We start from the raw sequence: 15,396 nt of genomic DNA, 5'->3' as shown, positions 1-15,396 counted from the left end.
ACGCTCGGACTTGGCCAGCTCCTCGCCGACGAAACGGGAAATGCCGGCATCGCTGACGGAGGCGATGGCCTCGATGCTGGCCGAACCGCCAGTGGCCGCGACGGCGTCGAAGCCTGTGCCGCGCACGCTGATCACCTTGACGGCTGCCGAGGACTGCACGGTGGCGATGGCGTTGCCGGCGTAGATCGGCCGCTGGAAGGTGTCGGCGCTGAGCACCTTGACGATCTCGGAGATCTGCTCGACATCGAGCAGCGCGGCGACGCGCGGCAGCACGTTCTTGCCGTTGGTGGTGGCCGGTGCCAGCACGTGGCTGTAATTCTTGCCCAGCTCGGCAATCAGCGGCGCCAGGTTCTCCGGCAGCTGGTGGGCATAAGCGGCGTGGTCGGCGACCAGCACCTTGGCCACGCCGGCGACCTGGGCGGCCGCCTCGGCTACCGCGCCGCAACCGCTGCCGGCGACCAGCATGTGGATGTCGTCACCGATAGCTTGGGCCGCGGCCACGGTGTTCAGGGTGGCCGCCGCCAGGGCGGCGTTGTTGTGTTCGGCAATGACGAGAATGGCCATCAGATCACCTTCGCTTCGTTCTGCAGTTTCTCGACCAGTTCGGCCACCGACTTGACCTTGATGCCGGCGCTGCGCGCGGCCGGCGCCTCGACCTTGAGCACCTTGACGCTGGAGGCGGTGGAGACGCCCAGCGCTTCCGGGGTCAGCACGTCCAGCGGCTTCTTCTTGGCCTTCATGATGTTGGGCAGGGAGGCGTAGCGCGGCTCGTTGAGGCGCAGGTCGGTGGTGACGATGGCCGGGAGCTTGAGCGCGACGGTCTGCAGGCCGCCGTCGATTTCGCGGGTGACGTTGAGCTGGTCGCCGGCCACCTCCACCTTGGAGGCAAAGGTGCCCTGGGCGAAGCCGCAGAGCGCGGCGAGCATCTGCCCGGTCTGATTGTTGTCGCTGTCGATGGCCTGCTTGCCGAGGATGACCAGCTGCGGCTGCTCTTTATCGACCACGGCTTTGAGCAGCTTGGCCACGGCCAGGGAGTTCAGTTCCTCGGCAGTCTCGACCAGGATGGCGCGGTCGGCGCCGAGGGCCAAGGCAGTCCGCAGCTGCTCCTGTGCGGCGTTGCTGCCGATGCTGACGACGACGACTTCGCTGGCCACGCCTTTCTCTTTCAGGCGTACCGCTTCTTCCACGGCGATCTCGCAGAAGGGGTTCATGGCCATCTTGACGTTGGCGAGGTCGACGTCGGAGCCGTCCGCCTTGACGCGAACCTTGACGTTGTAGTCCACCACCCGCTTCACAGTTACCAGAATCTTCATCGGCACCTCGTTTGCCTCCGCTCATTGCTGTCAGGCCCACGCATGGGCTGTCTCGTCGCGGTGGATTATCGGCATCCGCTGTCCCCGCCGGGAGGCATGACGATCGAAGGGGGCGTTCAGTTTTGCTGCAAAGTCGAAAAGCGCCAACGACAAGGCCCCCGTAGCGAGGGCCTTGTTGTTGGCGAGCAAGCGGTCAGAAGCCCGGCGGTGGCTCGACCACCCCCGCCCACTCCACATAGCCCCGCCACTGCGCCTTGAGCGCCTCGACCCTTTCCGGATGGCGGGCGGACAGGTCGGTGGTCTCGCCGCGGTCCTCGGCCAGGTTGTAAAGCCGCCACTGATAAGGACGGTCGGGCAGCGGCGGACTGCCGTCCGGGGCGCGGGCCGCCACCAGCTTCCAGTCGCCATCGCGCACGTAGGCCTGACCGAACAACTCGCCAGCTACCGGCCGCGCCGTGCCGGGCTCCTTGCCGGCGAGCAGACTCAACAGTGACCGGCCGGTCATCGGCTGCTTGGGATGCCCCCGGTAGCTGTCGCCGGGTAGCGGGATGCCCGCCAACTCGAGGAAGGTCGGAGCCAGGTCGTCTACCCGGCCGAAACCCCGCAGGATGCGCCCGCCCTCGCCGCCCATGGCCGTTGGCAAGCGCACGATGGTCGGCACGGCGATGCCACCCTCGGCAGTGGTGCCCTTGACCAGGCTGAAGGGCGCCGCGCTGACCTCGGCCCAGCGGTAGCCGTAGTTGATGTTGGAGCCCTGGCGGCCGATGTTGGCCCGCGAGTTGTCGGTCATCCCGTCATCCGGCGAATAGCCCTTGGCATGGTCCTCGCCAGCCGCACCGTTGTCGGACATGAACACGATCAGAGTGTTGTCATATGCGCCGGTCTTCTTCAGGTAGTCGACCAGCCGGCCGATGTTCATGTCCAGGTGGTCGACCATGGCGGCGTAGACTTCCATCTTTCGCGCCTGAATCTGCTGCTCCTCGACGCTCAGCTGCTGCCACTGCGGACTCGGCACGGGCGCCGGAAGCGCCGCCGCGAACTGCGCGTCGATCAGACCGAGCCTTTTCAAGCGCTCGATGCGCTCCTGGCGGATCGCCCCATAGCCGCCGTCGTAACGCCCCTTGTACTTGTCGATATACGCCGCCGGTGCATGCAGCGGCCAATGCGGCGCGGTGTAGGCAGCGTAGGCGAAGAACGGCTTGCCACTGGCCCGTCCCTCCTCGAGGTAGCCGATCAGTTTGTCGGTGTAGAAGTCGCTGGAGAAGAAGTCGTCCGGCACCTCGATGGGCCTGCCGTTCTCGCGGTAGCTGACGTTCTCCACCCGCACCTTCGATCCGGCCAGCGGCTTGAAGTGGCTGGCGCCGCCTTCGAGCAGGGTCACCGAGCGGTCGAAGCCCCAGGCATGCGGCCCTTGCTCGTCGGCCTTGCCCAAGTGCCACTTGCCGGCCATGTAGGTGGCGTAGCCGCCGTCCTTCAGCAGCTGCGCCAGCGAATGGGCCCGCTGGTTGAGGTGCCCCTCATAGCCCGGCCTCCCCTGCAGGGCCTTGGCGAAGGGCAGTACCTCGGCCATGGTACCGAGGCCGACCAGGTGGTTGTCGGTGCCGGACATCAGCATCGCCCGGGTCGGCGAGCAGGTTGGCGCGGCGTAGAAGCTGGTCAGGCGAGCGCCCTCGCCGGCCAGCCGGTCGAGGCTCGGCGTTTCGATCTCGCCACCGAAGCTGGCGATGTCGGAGAAGCCCAGGTCGTCGGCAAGGATCAACAAGATATTCGGCTGGCCAGCGGCCAGCACGGTGCTGGGCAGCACGCAGGCCAGCACGGCGGCTCCGACCGACCGCTTGAGTCGTTTCATGACTGGTTCCCGTAACTGTTGCTGTTGTTGGCGAAGGGCCGCTCACTCATTCGCCGGAGAGAATTGCATGCGCAGCAGGCGATCTCCGGTGTAGGAACCGACATAGAGCGCCCCGCCGGCCTCGACCGCCACCGAGGCACCGGCCAGCACGCCCTCGTCCACCGCGAACAGCACGCGATGCGCGCCGCTCTGAGTGTCCACGGCGGAAACCTTGAAACCTACCGAACAGTGCTCGACATGGCTGGCGAAGCAACGCTGGAAGGCACCAGCGTCGTCGATGCCGGCGCCCAGCAGACGGCCTCCCGCGCCCCAGCTCAGGTTGTCGACCATATAGCCCACCGGGATGTGGGCGAGCGTGCGCTTTTCCTGCAGGTCGAACTGGCGGATCTCCCCGGCGGTCCAGGCGGCGAACCAGGCATGCCGGCCATCTGCCGACACCTGCACGCCGTTGGGGAACGGCGCCTCGCTGCCCTCGATCTTGGCCAGCGGCCGCCCGGGCGCCCAGCTCATCAGGTAGCCGGTATCCCGACCATCGAGCAGCTGCTCCAGGGGCAGCGGCGGCGCCATGCTCTGCGACTCGAACATCGCCGTGGCGACAAAGCCACCCTCGGGCGTGGCCGCCACATCGTTGAAACGCCCGGCCCCCTTCTGCTCGACGCAACCGCGCCAGGTGGCGGCCCAGCCCTTGTTGGTAGCCTTGAGTTCGAGGAACTCGACGGCCTCGCGCCCGCTGTGGTTGACCACCAGCAACTGGTGGCGACCGTCAGCGCGCCGGGAGAAATGAATGCCATGGGCACCCGGCGCCTGCGTTGGCGCAGCGCACTGCCCATCGCCCCAGCCGGCCGCCGGCTCGATGGCGACGTCCAGATCGCTCACCTGCTGGCTCTGCAAGTCCATGATCCGCAGGCGCGACACCTGCTGGCCGGCCAGGCCGGGGGTGATGCTCATGAACAGGTAGCGCCCGTCCGGGGACAGCTCGAGATCTTCCGGCGGGGCAATGCCGCAGACCGGCTGGTAGCCGTCGCCTGCGACACAGGCCGGAGCCTCAGAGGAAAGCGCTTCAGCGAAAGCCGATGCAGCGAAAACCAGACCAGCAGCCAGCGAACCAGCCAGCGCAGCGACGCAATGGATCTTGTGCACGAGGAACTCCTGTTGCTCTTCCGATATCCAGTCAGCGTCAAGCTACCAGCCGCGGCCCATTCGACCAGTCAAACCAAGCGAAAGGTGCTTTCGGTTTAACGCCAATGAAGCCACCAGCCAGGTTGGCCAGAATGGCCCTACCTCGACAACAAAACGGATCTTGCGCAGGCAGCGCCGCAGAAGGATCCCAGGAGTGCCTCATGACTAGTGCAGAGAACAGCATGGACCCCCGCCAGTTTCGCCGCGCCCTCGGCAACTTCGCCAGCGGCGTGACCATCGTCACCGCCTGCGGGCCGGACGGGCACAAGGTGGGCGTCACCGCCAACAGTTTCAACTCGGTGTCCCTCGAACCGCCGCTGATCCTCTGGAGTCTGGACAAGCGCTCCGGCGCCTGGGAGGTGTTCAAGACCGCCAGCCACTTCACCGTCAACCTGCTCGCCTCGGACCAGATTGCCCTGTCCAACCATTTTGCCCGCCCGCAGGAAGACAAGTTCGCTGGCATCGAGTACGGCAGTGGCCTGGGCGATGCCCCGGTATTCGCCGGCTGCGCCGGCAATTTCCAGTGCAGCAACTACCAGCACATCGACGGCGGCGACCATTGGATCATGATCGGCAAGGTGGAGCGCTACGAGGATCACGGCCGTGCGCCACTGGTCTATCACCAGGGCGGCTACGCCATGGTTCTGCCCCATCCGCGCGGGCGCAAGCCGGAGAGCAGCGAAACCAGCGAAGCCGGCGACCTGCTCAACACCCGCCTGGGCGACAACCTGTTCTACCTGCTGATCCAGGCGGTCAACGCCTGCCACCCGCGCTTCGTCCAGGAGAATCTGGCGCTCGGCCTGCGCAACAGCGAAGCGCGCCTGCTGCTGGTGCTGGACAGCGCGCCCAACGACAGCCTGGCCGCGCTGCAGCAAGCCGCTGCCATGCCGGCCCAGGAAGTGGAAGAAGCCCTGGCCGCCCTGCAGGAGCGCGGCTATCTGGAGGGTGTGGAGCAGCGCCACCAGGTCACCGCTGCCGGACATGCCAAGCTGGAAGAGCTGTGGGGCACGGTGAACAAGGCGCAGGGGGACATCTTCGGTGCCCTCAGCGAAGGCGAGCTGGAAGTGTTCAAGAAGGCCCTGCGCCTGGGCATGGCCAGCCGCTGAATCCCCGCGCGGGGCCGGTCGGCCCCGCGCTTCCCCCTCCTCACGAACCCGTCAGGCACCGGCCTCCGGCACCGGCTCGGCCAGCGGCTCGCGGCGCAGGCGCAGGCGCATGGCCAACAGGCCGGCGATGTTGAAGCAGAACACCACCAGCGCCAGCGGCAGCAGACTGCCGTCATGCAGCCGGCTGACTAGCAGGCCGGCGAGCATCCCCATGCCAAAGGTGAGGCTGACATGCAGCGCCGAAGCCTGACCGGCATGGGCGCCCTGCTCGGCCATCGCCAACGCCGTGGCGTTGGGGCCGACCAGGCCGACGCTCGACACCAGCACGAAGAATGCCGGCAGGATCAGCCACAACCCTGCCAGCCCAAGAATCTGATTGAGCATCAGCAGGCTGCCGGCCAGCAGTGGTACCCAGAGCATCTTCGGCAACAGTTGCTGCGGGCTGAACCGACGCAACAGCAGGCGCACCAACTGGCTGGCTAGCACCAGCCCGATGGCATTGACACCGAAGAACAGGCCGAAGCGCTGCGGCGATACCCCGTGCAGCTCGATCAGCACGAACGGCGAGCCGACGATGTAGGCGAACATCGCCCCGGTGGTGCAGGCCTGGCTCAGCGAATAGCCGATGAAACGCCGCTCCAGCAGCAAGACGCCATAGCCGGCCAGCACCGGCCGCAGCGCCAGCCTGGCACTGCGCTGCACCAGGCTCTCGTCGAGCACCGTCAGCAGCCCGGCCAGGCAGAACAAACCGAAGCCGGCGAGCGCCACGAAGATGGCATGCCAGCCCCACAGTTCCAGCACCAGACCACCAAACAAAGGCGCGAAGACCGGCGCCACGCCCATCACCAGGGTGATCAGGCTCATCACCCGTCCTGTCTGCTGCGGGGTGCAACGGTCGCGCACGATGGCCACCGCCAGCACCGCACCGGCGCAACCGCCCAGGCCCTGCATGAAACGCCAGCCGATCAGCCCGGACAGGCTGTCGCTGCCGGCCAGCAGCAAAGAAGCCAGTGTGTACAGGGACAGACCGAACAGCAGCAGCGGCCTGCGGCCGAAGCGGTCGCTGATCGGTCCGTAGCAGAGCATGCCGAGCAGCATGCCCACGAAATAGGCGGAAAAGCTCAGCTCCACCTCGCCAGGCGCAAGGCCAAGCCGGTCCTGAATCGCCGGGAATGCCGGCAGGTACATGTCGGTGGACATCGGCGCGATGGCAGTCAACGCCCCCAGCAGCAGCAACAGCAGGAGCGGTATGTCCCGAGTGGAAGTCATGGATGTTTCCTGTTCACTGCAAACAAAAAGGGGGAAGGCAGCCCGCCTCCCCCCTTGTCCCGGTCAGCCGTCGATCAGTGCTGGAGGAAATCGATCACCAGACGGTTGAACGCCTCGGCATGTTCCCACTGTGCCCAGTGGCCGCACTGGCTGAACACGTGCAGGCGCGAGTTAGGGATGCCGTTGAGCAGCTTGAGGCTCCAGTCGATAGGCACGAAGCGGTCGTCGCGGCCCCAGGTGATCAGCGTCTGGTGACGGATGTCCGGCAAGTTGGCCGAGAAATCGCCGAAATTGAACTGGCTCAGCTCGACGCTCTTGAGGAAGTTCTCCAAGTGCAGCGGGTTGGCGAGGATGCTGTTCAGGCGCAGCTGGACCAGTTCCTCGGTCAGCGCGCTGGCGTCATAGACGAAGACGTTGAGCATCTTCTTCAGGTTATCCAGGGTCGGCTCGCGATAGACCTGGAACAGCAGCTTGATGCCTTCCATCGGCAGCGGGGTGAACAGGCTGGTCTTGCCGACGCCGCCGGCGCCCATCAGGATCAGCTTGTTCAGGCGCTCAGGGAACTCGACGGCGAAGGCCAGTGCGCTGCCGCCGCCCATGGAGTTGCCGACCAGGTGCGCCTTGTCGATGTCCAGCGCGTCCATCAGGCCCTTGGTGTAGCGGGCATTGACCACGAAGCGCGGCTCGGCGGTGAGGATTGGGTCCGATTTACCGAAGCCCGGGCAGTCGAGCAGGATCACCCGGTAGCCGGCCGCGACGAAGGCATCGACGTTGCGGTGGAAGTTGGCCCAGCCGGTGGCACCGGCGCCGGAGCCGTGGAGCATGATCACCACTTCGCCTTCGCCGATATCGTTGTAGTGCAGGCGCAGGTCACCGACCTGGGCGAAGTGGCTGGTGTTGTCTTGAGTGAACTGGCTCATGGGTTGATTCCTTTTGTTTTTGGATTTCAGGTGAAGGACGACATCGCGTCAGCCGCGACGCCGGTCAGGTAAGTAGGTCGCCGCTACTCAGCATCGAGCTGCGCCAGCCGCGTGGTGACTTGCCCCAGGTAGTAGGCCGCGCTGCCCGGGACCCAGGCGCGGTCGTGCTGCAGCAGGCGGGGGCGGATGAAGTCGTAGTTCTGTTTCAGCTTGGCCAGCTCGGCAGAGTGGCCTGGCCACTGGGCTGCGAGATCGGCAAAGCCCTGATGGATCTGGCCATCCAGCTGGGGGACGGTGTTGTCGTCAACATCCAGCACATACATGCCTATCATGCTGAAGGCGCGCGACTGGTAGAGCAGCAGCAGGCGTTCGATATCCAGGCTCAGGCGGTGCAGGGTCAGCTGGCGCTGCTCGGCGGGCGGCGCTGCGGCATAGAGCTCGGCGGCCCTATGGTCGAGACGGGCATGGGCCTTCAGCAACGGGATGATCCGGTCGGGATAAAGCTCCACCTGGCCCGCCGGAACCCGCTCCAGCTCCTCAAGCCGACTACGCATCTCGGCGGCGGCCTCCTCGAGCGCGGCATCCCCCTGCCCGGCCAGCAACTGCTGCACCCCATGAAACCCCTGGCGATAACGCTCGAGGTGGCGCGGGTCGGCCGCCTGCTGGTTGGGGTTGTAGAAGGCCAGCAGGTTGCTGCAGGCGGCGAAGGCCTCCAGACGGATGTCCTGCAGACGCTGGGCGGAAAGACTGGCGCTGGCCAGGCCGGGCAGCATGAGCAGGAGGACGAGCAACAGGCGAAGATGCATGACGATTTTCCTTGTTGTTATGCGCAATCAGTCCCGGTGTCGGGTGGGACAGGAGCCAACCAGGCTCCCGCCTCCGCCTTCGATCAGTGCCCCTTGCCCGCCGCCAGCAGATCCAGCGCCACGTCGACGATCATGTCTTCCTGACCGCCGACCATGCGGCGACGACCCAGTTCGACGAGGATGTCGAGGGTCTTCAGGCCGTACTTGGCCGCCGCCACTTCGGCGTGGCGCAGGAAACTGGAGTAGACCCCGGCATAGCCGAGGCCGAGGGTCTCGCGGTCGACGCGCACCGGACGGTCCTGCAACGGACGCACCAGGTCGTCGGCGGCGTCCATCAGGCGGTACAGGTCGGTGCCGTGGTTCCAGCCCAGGCGCTCGGCAGCGGCGATGAATACTTCCAGCGGTGCGTTGCCGGCGCCGGCGCCCATGCCGGCCAGGCTGGCGTCGATGCGATCACAGCCCTCTTCCACCGCGGTGATCGAGTTGGCCACGCCGAGGCTGAGATTGTGGTGGGCGTGCATGCCGGTCTGGGTCTGCGGATCGAGCACGGCCTTGAAGGCGCGCATGCGCTCGCGGATGTCCTGCATGTTCATCGCGCCACCGGAGTCGGCCATGTAGATGCACTGGGCGCCGTAGCTCTCCATCAGCTTGCCCTGCGCGGCCAGCTGCTCGGCGGGGATCATGTGGCTCATCATCAGGAAGCCGACGGTGTCCATGCCCAGGCTGCGCGCGTATTCGATGTGCTGCTTGGAGACGTCCGCCTCGGTGCAGTGGGTGGCGATGCGCACCGAGCGGGCACCGGCGTCGTAGGCGGCCTTCAGATCGTGGACCGTGCCGATGCCGGGCAGCAGCAGCACGGTGATCCGCGCGTGCTGGATGACATCGGCGGCAGCCTCGATCCACTCCAGGTCGGTGTGGGCACCGAAACCGTAGTTGAACGAGGAACCCTGCAGGCCGTCGCCGTGGGTCACCTCGATGGAATCGACGCGGGCCTCGTCCAGCGCGCGGGCGATGTCCTGCACGTTCTGGATCGAGTACTGGTGGCGCACGGCATGGCTGCCGTCGCGCAGGGTCACGTCGGAGATGTACAGCTTCTTGCTCGGGTCGAAGGTCATGGCAGTGCTCCTCAGCCGTTGATCATGGAAAGAGCCATGCGCTCGGCGGTAGCCAGCGCGGCGGAGGTCATGATGTCGAGGTTGCCGGCGTAGGCCGGCAGGTAGTGGGCGGCGCCTTCGACTTCGAGGAACACCGAGGTCTTCAGGCCGGAGAAGGTGCCGTGGCCCGGAATGGTCAGCGGCTTGTCCTCGGGAATGACGTCGAACTGCACCTTCTGCTTGAGGCGATAGCCCGGCACATAAGCTTGCACGGCCTGGGCCATCTCCTCGACCGAGGCCTCGACCTTGGCCTGGTCGACCGCTTCGGACAGCACGAACACGGTGTCGCGCATGATCAGCGGCGGCTCGGCCGGGTTCATGACGATGATCGCCTTGCCCTTGGCAGCGCCGCCGATCACCTCGATGGCCTTGGAGGTAGTTTCGGTGAACTCGTCGATGTTGGCGCGGGTGCCCGGGCCGGCGGATTTCGAGGCGATGGAGGCGACGATCTCGGCGTAGTGCACCTTGGCGACACGGGATACCGCGGCGACCATCGGGATGGTGGCCTGGCCGCCGCAGGTAACCATGTTGACGTTGGTCTCGGCGAGGTTCTCTTCCAGGTTGACCACCGGCACGCAGTACGGACCGATGGCCGCCGGGGTCAGGTCGATCAGACGGATGCCGGGCTTGAGCGAGCGCAGGAAGGCGTCGTTCTTCACATGGGCGCCGGCGCTGGTGGCGTCGAAGACGAAGTCGATGTCCTTGAACACGTCCATGCGGGTCAGGCCTTCGACACCCTCGTGGGTGGTGGCCACGCCCATGCGCGCGGCGCGGGCCAGGCCGTCGGAGGCCGGGTCGATGCCGACCATGGCGCCCATTTCCAGGTTCTTGGCGTTACGCAGGATCTTGATCATCAGGTCGGTGCCGATGTTGCCGGATCCGACGATGGCGACTTTGAGTTTCTTGTCGTTCATGGGAATTCCTTTGTAAAGGTCGCTCAGTCGAAGCGGATCGAGCAGCTGCCGATGCCGGCCAGGGTCATGCGCAACTGGTCGCCGGCCACCACCGGCACCATGGCCGACAGCGCACCGGAGAGGATCACCTCGCCGGCCTTGAGGCTCATGCCCAGGCGGCCCAGGGTGTTGGCCAGCCAGGCCACGGCGATCACCGGAGAACCCATGGTCGCCGCGCCGGCGCCGGTGCCGACGATGCGGCCGTTCTTCTCCAGCACCATGCCGGTGGTGAACAGATCCAGGTGACGCGGGTCGACCAGGCGGTCGCCGAGCACGAACACGCCGCAGGAGGCGTTGTCCGCCACGGTGTCCTGGATCTTGATTTTCCAGTCCTGGATGCGCGAATCGACGATCTCGAAGCAGGCCATCACGCCCTCGGTGGCGCGCAGCACGTCGGCCACGGTGACGCCCGGCCCGGCCAGGTCGTGCTTGAGTACGAAGGCGATCTCGCCCTCGGCCTTGGGCTGGATCAAAGAGGCCATCGGCACGCTGGAGCCCTGGTCGACGATCATGCGGTCGGTGAGCTGGCCGAAATCCGGCTGGTTGACCTTGAGCATGTCCATCACCGCCTGGCTGGTGACGCCGATCTTCTTGCCGACGATCCGCTCACCCTGCTCCAGGCGCCGGGCGATCAGGCGCTGCTGGATCGCGTAGGCATCCTCGATGGTCAGTTGCGGGAAGCGCTCGGTCAGCGGCGCCACCGCCTCGCTGCTGCGCAGGGCGTTGAACAATTCGTCGCCCAGCGCCGCGATGTCGATGGAAGTGCTGTTCACGGTGTAGTTCTCCGGTACGGGGAAGCTGCGAAATGGGTTGAGACAGTTCAGGTTCATGTGATGGCCTGACAGCCGGCAGCGGCGCACTCGATGTCCTGCTCCTCGCTGGCGCCGGACACGCCGATGGCGCCGACCAGTCGGCCGTCGACCAGCAGCGGAAAGGCGCCGCCCATCGGCACCATGCGCGGCCTTAGCAGCAGGCAGGTGCGCACGTGCTCGGGCGCGCAGCTCATCAAATCGCCCAGCGCACCGGTCGGCATGGAGAACGACACCGCGGTCATCGCCTTGTCCTGGGCGATGTCGATGGTGTGCAGCGGTGCCTGGGGCAGGCGGGAGAATGTGAGCAGGTGGCCGCCAGCATCGACCACCGCGACGCTGACCCGTAGGCCACGCTCATCGGCATGGCGCAGGGCGGCGGCAATGGCCTGGTGGGCGACCGGCAGGCTAAGGGGATCGCTCAGGCGCTGGGCGGTGGCGCCGGGGTTCGGGTGCAGGCTCATACCACCACCTCCCGGCCGGTCGGACAGGCGAGCGGCGCAGCGGGTTTGAGCATGAAGCAGGCCAGTGCCGGAACCAGCACCAGAGCCACCACCATGTTGCAGAGGAACATGAAGGTCAGCAGCACGCCCATGTCGGCTTGGAACTTGATCGGCGAGAAAATCCAGGTGACCACGCCCAGCGACAGGGTCAGGCCGGTGAATACCACCACCCGCCCGGTGAACAACAGCGCTTGGGCGTAGGCCTGCGACAAGGTCGCACCGCGCTTGAGCCAGAACAGGGTGACACTGAGGATGTACAGCGCATAGTCCACACCGATGCCGACGCCGAGGGCCACCACCGGCAGGGTCGCCACCTTGAGGCCCATGTCCAGCTTGACCATCAGCGCTTCGGCCAGCAGCGAGGTGAGGATCAGCGGCAGGATGGCGCAGACCACCGCACGCCAGGAACGGAAGGCAACGAAGCACAGCAGGGTCACCGCCAGGTAGACGCCCAGCAGCATCTGGCCGTTGGCCTGCTTGACCACGATGTTGGTGGCGCTCTCGATACCGGCGTTGCCGGCCGCCATCAGGAAGCGCGCGTGATCGTCGTTGTGCTCGGTAGCGAAGCGCTCGGTGACCGCAACTACCTGGCTCAGGGTGTCGGCCTTGTGGTCCTTGAGGTAGGCGTACACCGACAGCAGGTCGCAGGTTTCATTGAACAGTTCGCGCGGCGAGCGGATGGCCGCGGCGTTGATCATTGCCTGGTTGGGCAGCAACTCGTTCCACTTGAGGTTGCCTTCGTTCATGCCGACGTTGATCTTGCGCGCCAGACCGGCGATCGAGCTGGTGCCCTCGACGCCGGGCAGCTGACGCAGACGCCACTCCAGCTCCTCGACCTTGCGCAGGGTGTCGTAATCGATGCACTGCCCGGCTGGGGTATCCACCATGACCACGAACACGTCGCTGCTGGCCTGGTAGTGGCCAATGACGAACTGGTTGTCCTGGTTATAGCGCGAGTCGGCGCGCAGCTCCGGGGCGCCCGGATCGAGGTCGCCGACCTTCAGTTGCTTGCCCACTTGCAGTGCGAACAGGCCAACGCCCAGGGCGACGAGGATGGCGGCTGTGGCGGCGCGCGGGGAGGTGAAGCGGTCGAGGAAGCGGACCAGGCGATGGCCGCTACCGCCCTGCTCCACCCCGGCCTCTTGCTTGAGACTGCGCGCCGCGGCCTGAGCCGACACGCCAGTGAACGACAACATGATCGGCAGCAGCGCCAGATTGGTGAACACCAGGATGCCTACGCCGACGCTGGCGATGATTGCCAGTTCCTGGATCACCGGCACGTCGACGATGGTCAGCACGGCGAAACCAACCACGTCGGCGAGCAGCGCGGTGATGCCGGCGGCGAACAGGCGGCGGAAGGTGTAGCGCGCGGCGATCAGCTTGTGGGTGCCGCGTCCGACGTCCTGCATGATGCCGTTCATCTTCTGCGCGCCGTGGCTGACGCCGATGGCGTAGACCAGGAACGGAATCAGGATCGAGTACGGATTGAGCTCGTAGCCCAGCAGCGGCAGGCAACCCAGCAGCCAGGTCACTCCGACCAGGGTGCAGCCCTGCACTACCAGGGTGCTGCGCCAGCAGCGGGTGAAGTAGTAGAGGATCGCCGAGGTGATCAGCACCGCCACGGCAAAGAAGCCGAGTACCGCCTGCAGGCCGGCGATCAGGTCGCCCATGACCTTGGCGAAACCGATGATGTGGATGTCCACGCCCTTGGCCTGGTAGCGGGTGCGGATCTGCTCCAGGGCATCGGACAGGGTCTTGTAGTCCAGCGCCTCACCGGTCTTCGGGTCGATGTCCAGCAGCGGCACATGGACGATGCTCGAACGCAGGTCGCGCGCCACCAGCTGGCCGATCTCGCCGGAGCGCTCGACGTTGGTACGCAGCGTCTGCAGGCTGTCCGCGCTGCCGTCGAAGCCGTCCGGCACCACTGGGCCGCCGTCGAAGCCCTCCTCGGTGACGCCCTGCCAGCGGGTCAGCGGCGTCCACAGCGACTTCATGAACGAACGCTCGACGCCAGGCACCAGGTACAGCTCGTCGTTGATCTGGCGCAGGGTCTCCATGTACTCGGCACTGAAGATGTCGCCCTCGGCCTGCTTCGGTACGGCCACGGCGATGCGCACAGCGTTGGCGGTGCCCTTGAGATCATCGACATGCTCGAGGAAGTTGAGCACGAACGGGTGGTTGGCCGGAATGGTCTTGAGGAAGCTGGCGTTGAGCCGCAGGCTGGTCGCCGCCAGGGCGAACAGCAGGGTCAGCAGCAGGCAGACGCCGATCACCAGGAAACGATGGTTGAACAGCAGGCGCTCGAGGCGGTTGCCAGAGTGCTTGTCGAAATCCGCAAGGGATGCAATGGGGGCGAAATCATCGGAAGCAGTGCCGATAGCCATGTTGTTGACCTCTTGTTGTTTACCGACTCAACGCAATGCGCCCGGCTCGAAGAAGGAAATGCCGTTCACGCCAACGGCCACGCCGCCGCCCTCGGCGGTGGCCAGCAGGCCGGCGAAAGGAAACTGCGCGGTCGGTTTGACCGACTTGAAGCTCTGGCCGTCGTCGAGGCTGAGCCAGCCCGCGCCGGACTCGTCGACCAGTAGGATGCCGCCATCGCTCAGGTTGACCCCGGCGGTCAGGCTCTGGCTGCTCGCCAGCTCGACCTGCTGCCAGCTCGCCCCGGCATCGGTGGAGCGGAACAGGTTGCCGCGCAGGCCGAAGGCCAGCAGGCTGCCCTGGCGACTGACGACCAGACCGAAGAAGCTGCCGGCATAGGGCTCGCCGAGCGATTCAAGCTGCTGCAGGTCGCTGCCCAGGCGCAGCAGCATGCCCAACTCGCCGGCCAGATAGAGCTTGCCGTCGAGCAGGCGGGCGACATTGACATGGCGCTGCTCCGTGCCGTCGAGCAGCGCCAGCGATGGCGTCCAGCTGTTGCCGCCGTCGCGGGTGGCGAAGCCCAGACCGAAGGCACCCACAGCCACGACTTGCTGGCGATCGAGACACTGGACATCGAGGAACGGTTTGTCGGCGCCCTCCGACTCCAGGCGACGGGCATCGTGCACTCGCTCCGGGTTCTCCAGCTCGCGTGCCTGGACGATGGCCGTTGCGGCCCGTAGCCCGTCGAACTGCTTGCTCCAGTTCTGGCCGCCGTCCACGGTCTTGAGGATTACCCCGCGATGGCCGACCGCCCAGCCGGTCTGCGCATCGGCGAAGCACACGCCGGTCAGGGTCACGGATACCGGCACGCTGGCTTGCTGCCAGCTCTGCCCGCGGTCGTCGGAATAGACGATGTGGCCGCGCACGCCCACCGCGACGATGCGCTCCCCGGCAGTGGCGAGCGCGCTGAGCATGGAACGCGAAGCCAGCGACGAGCGCGCGGCCGGCTGGTCCAGGGTGTCGGGCACGTTGCGGCTGGCTACCTGAGGGCTGTCGGCCTGCTCGGCAGAGGCCGGCGCGACGGCTGCCGCCATGCCAGCCAGGGATACGCACAAGGCAATTATTGTTCTTTTCACTGTTTGAACCTCCACTACCACATACCACCGGACAGGCT

13 protein-coding genes and 1 pseudogene are annotated in these 15,396 nt (G+C 66.2%); 1 reads left to right on the top strand and 13 read right to left on the bottom strand.

All coding sequences use genetic code 11. The features are described 5' to 3' along the window. The 4 genes and pseudogenes from KRX52_RS05200 to KRX52_RS05185 all read right to left on the bottom strand — a co-directional run. Positions 1 to 564 (bottom strand): annotated as a pseudogene (locus KRX52_RS05200) (electron transfer flavoprotein subunit alpha/FixB family protein); the annotation flags it as partial. After that, on the bottom strand, positions 564 to 1,313 hold the full coding sequence (locus KRX52_RS05195; RefSeq protein ID WP_217680098.1) for an electron transfer flavoprotein subunit beta/FixA family protein: 750 nt from the start codon (positions 1,311 to 1,313) through the stop codon (positions 564 to 566). The gene KRX52_RS05195 and the pseudogene KRX52_RS05200, both read right to left, overlap by 1 nt. 193 nt (positions 1,314 to 1,506) lie before the next feature. Further along, positions 1,507 to 3,162: an arylsulfatase gene (locus KRX52_RS05190; protein ID WP_217680097.1), complete on the bottom strand. Its 1,656-nt coding sequence runs from the start codon at positions 3,160 to 3,162 to the stop codon at positions 1,507 to 1,509. A gap of 42 nt (positions 3,163 to 3,204) precedes the next feature. Next, positions 3,205 to 4,302 (bottom strand): SMP-30/gluconolactonase/LRE family protein, encoded by a 1,098-nt coding sequence (locus tag KRX52_RS05185; protein ID WP_217680096.1) that lies wholly within the window; start codon positions 4,300 to 4,302, stop codon positions 3,205 to 3,207. Between the two features lie 200 nt (positions 4,303 to 4,502). Here KRX52_RS05185 and KRX52_RS05180 point away from each other — a divergent pair, with 200 nt between their 5' ends. Next, entirely contained in the window at positions 4,503 to 5,447 is a 945-nt protein-coding gene (locus KRX52_RS05180; protein WP_217680095.1) for a p-hydroxyphenylacetate 3-hydroxylase reductase component, read from the top strand. 51 nt (positions 5,448 to 5,498) lie between these two features. Here KRX52_RS05180 and KRX52_RS05175 read toward each other — a convergent pair whose 3' ends face one another. The 9 genes from KRX52_RS05175 to KRX52_RS05135 all read right to left on the bottom strand — a co-directional run bounded on the left by KRX52_RS05175 (position 5,499) and on the right by KRX52_RS05135 (position 15,358). Further along, a complete protein-coding gene (locus KRX52_RS05175) occupies positions 5,499 to 6,716 on the bottom strand; it encodes a multidrug effflux MFS transporter (RefSeq protein WP_217680094.1) in 1,218 nt (405 codons plus the stop codon). Positions 6,717 to 6,790: 74 nt separating this feature from the next. Beyond that, a complete protein-coding gene (locus tag KRX52_RS05170) occupies positions 6,791 to 7,636 on the bottom strand; it encodes an alpha/beta fold hydrolase (RefSeq protein ID WP_217680093.1) in 846 nt (281 codons plus the stop codon). A gap of 83 nt (positions 7,637 to 7,719) precedes the next feature. Beyond that, positions 7,720 to 8,442 (bottom strand): hypothetical protein, encoded by a 723-nt coding sequence (locus KRX52_RS05165; protein WP_217680092.1) that lies wholly within the window; start codon positions 8,440 to 8,442, stop codon positions 7,720 to 7,722. 83 nt (positions 8,443 to 8,525) lie between these two features. Further along, the gene (gene dmpG / locus KRX52_RS05160; protein WP_217680091.1) at positions 8,526 to 9,557 is read right to left on the bottom strand and encodes a 4-hydroxy-2-oxovalerate aldolase; all 1,032 of its coding nucleotides are present in this window, start codon (positions 9,555 to 9,557) and stop codon (positions 8,526 to 8,528) included. 11 nt (positions 9,558 to 9,568) lie between these two features. Beyond that, positions 9,569 to 10,510, bottom strand: coding sequence for an acetaldehyde dehydrogenase (acetylating) (locus KRX52_RS05155; protein WP_217680090.1), 942 nt, complete (start codon positions 10,508 to 10,510; stop codon positions 9,569 to 9,571). A 23-nt stretch (positions 10,511 to 10,533) separates the two neighbouring features. After that, positions 10,534 to 11,379: a 2-oxopent-4-enoate hydratase gene (dmpE, locus tag KRX52_RS05150; RefSeq protein WP_254797408.1), complete on the bottom strand. Its 846-nt coding sequence runs from the start codon at positions 11,377 to 11,379 to the stop codon at positions 10,534 to 10,536. Next, a complete protein-coding gene (locus tag KRX52_RS05145) occupies positions 11,376 to 11,822 on the bottom strand; it encodes a GlcG/HbpS family heme-binding protein (protein ID WP_217680089.1) in 447 nt (148 codons plus the stop codon). The genes dmpE and KRX52_RS05145 overlap by 4 nt, the downstream gene beginning before the upstream one ends. Then, the gene (locus KRX52_RS05140) at positions 11,819 to 14,245 is read right to left on the bottom strand and encodes an efflux RND transporter permease subunit (protein ID WP_217680088.1); all 2,427 of its coding nucleotides are present in this window, start codon (positions 14,243 to 14,245) and stop codon (positions 11,819 to 11,821) included. Before KRX52_RS05140 ends, KRX52_RS05145 begins: the two co-directional genes overlap by 4 nt. 27 nt (positions 14,246 to 14,272) lie before the next feature. Beyond that, complete coding sequence (locus tag KRX52_RS05135) at positions 14,273 to 15,358, bottom strand: YCF48-related protein (protein ID WP_367890521.1); 1,086 nt, start codon at positions 15,356 to 15,358, stop codon at positions 14,273 to 14,275. Positions 15,359 to 15,396: the final 38 nt, after the last annotated feature.

This window comes from Geopseudomonas aromaticivorans (assembly GCF_019097855.1).
Taxonomy (GTDB): Bacteria; Pseudomonadota; Gammaproteobacteria; order Pseudomonadales; family Pseudomonadaceae; genus Geopseudomonas; species Geopseudomonas aromaticivorans.
Note: the sequence above shows the minus strand (reverse complement) of the source record. Positions and strands in the feature narration are given on the sequence as shown.

Excerpts from the sequence above, each read along its gene's own strand:
- KRX52_RS05195 (WP_217680098.1), bottom strand. The coding sequence starts at position 1,313 with ATGAAGATTCTGGTAACTGTGAAGCGGGTGGTGGACTACAACGTCAAG.
- KRX52_RS05190 (WP_217680097.1), bottom strand. The coding sequence starts at position 3,162 with ATGAAACGACTCAAGCGGTCGGTCGGAGCCGCCGTGCTGGCCTGCGTG.
- KRX52_RS05180 (WP_217680095.1), top strand. The coding sequence starts at position 4,503 with ATGACTAGTGCAGAGAACAGCATGGACCCCCGCCAGTTTCGCCGCGCC.
- KRX52_RS05175 (WP_217680094.1), bottom strand. The coding sequence starts at position 6,716 with ATGACTTCCACTCGGGACATACCGCTCCTGCTGTTGCTGCTGCTGGGG.
- KRX52_RS05170 (WP_217680093.1), bottom strand. The coding sequence starts at position 7,636 with ATGAGCCAGTTCACTCAAGACAACACCAGCCACTTCGCCCAGGTCGGT.
- KRX52_RS05165 (WP_217680092.1), bottom strand. The coding sequence starts at position 8,442 with ATGCATCTTCGCCTGTTGCTCGTCCTCCTGCTCATGCTGCCCGGCCTG.
- dmpG (WP_217680091.1), bottom strand. The coding sequence starts at position 9,557 with ATGACCTTCGACCCGAGCAAGAAGCTGTACATCTCCGACGTGACCCTG.
- KRX52_RS05155 (WP_217680090.1), bottom strand. The coding sequence starts at position 10,510 with ATGAACGACAAGAAACTCAAAGTCGCCATCGTCGGATCCGGCAACATC.
- dmpE (WP_254797408.1), bottom strand. The coding sequence starts at position 11,379 with ATGAACCTGAACTGTCTCAACCCATTTCGCAGCTTCCCCGTACCGGAG.
- KRX52_RS05145 (WP_217680089.1), bottom strand. The coding sequence starts at position 11,822 with ATGAGCCTGCACCCGAACCCCGGCGCCACCGCCCAGCGCCTGAGCGAT.
- KRX52_RS05140 (WP_217680088.1), bottom strand. The coding sequence starts at position 14,245 with ATGGCTATCGGCACTGCTTCCGATGATTTCGCCCCCATTGCATCCCTT.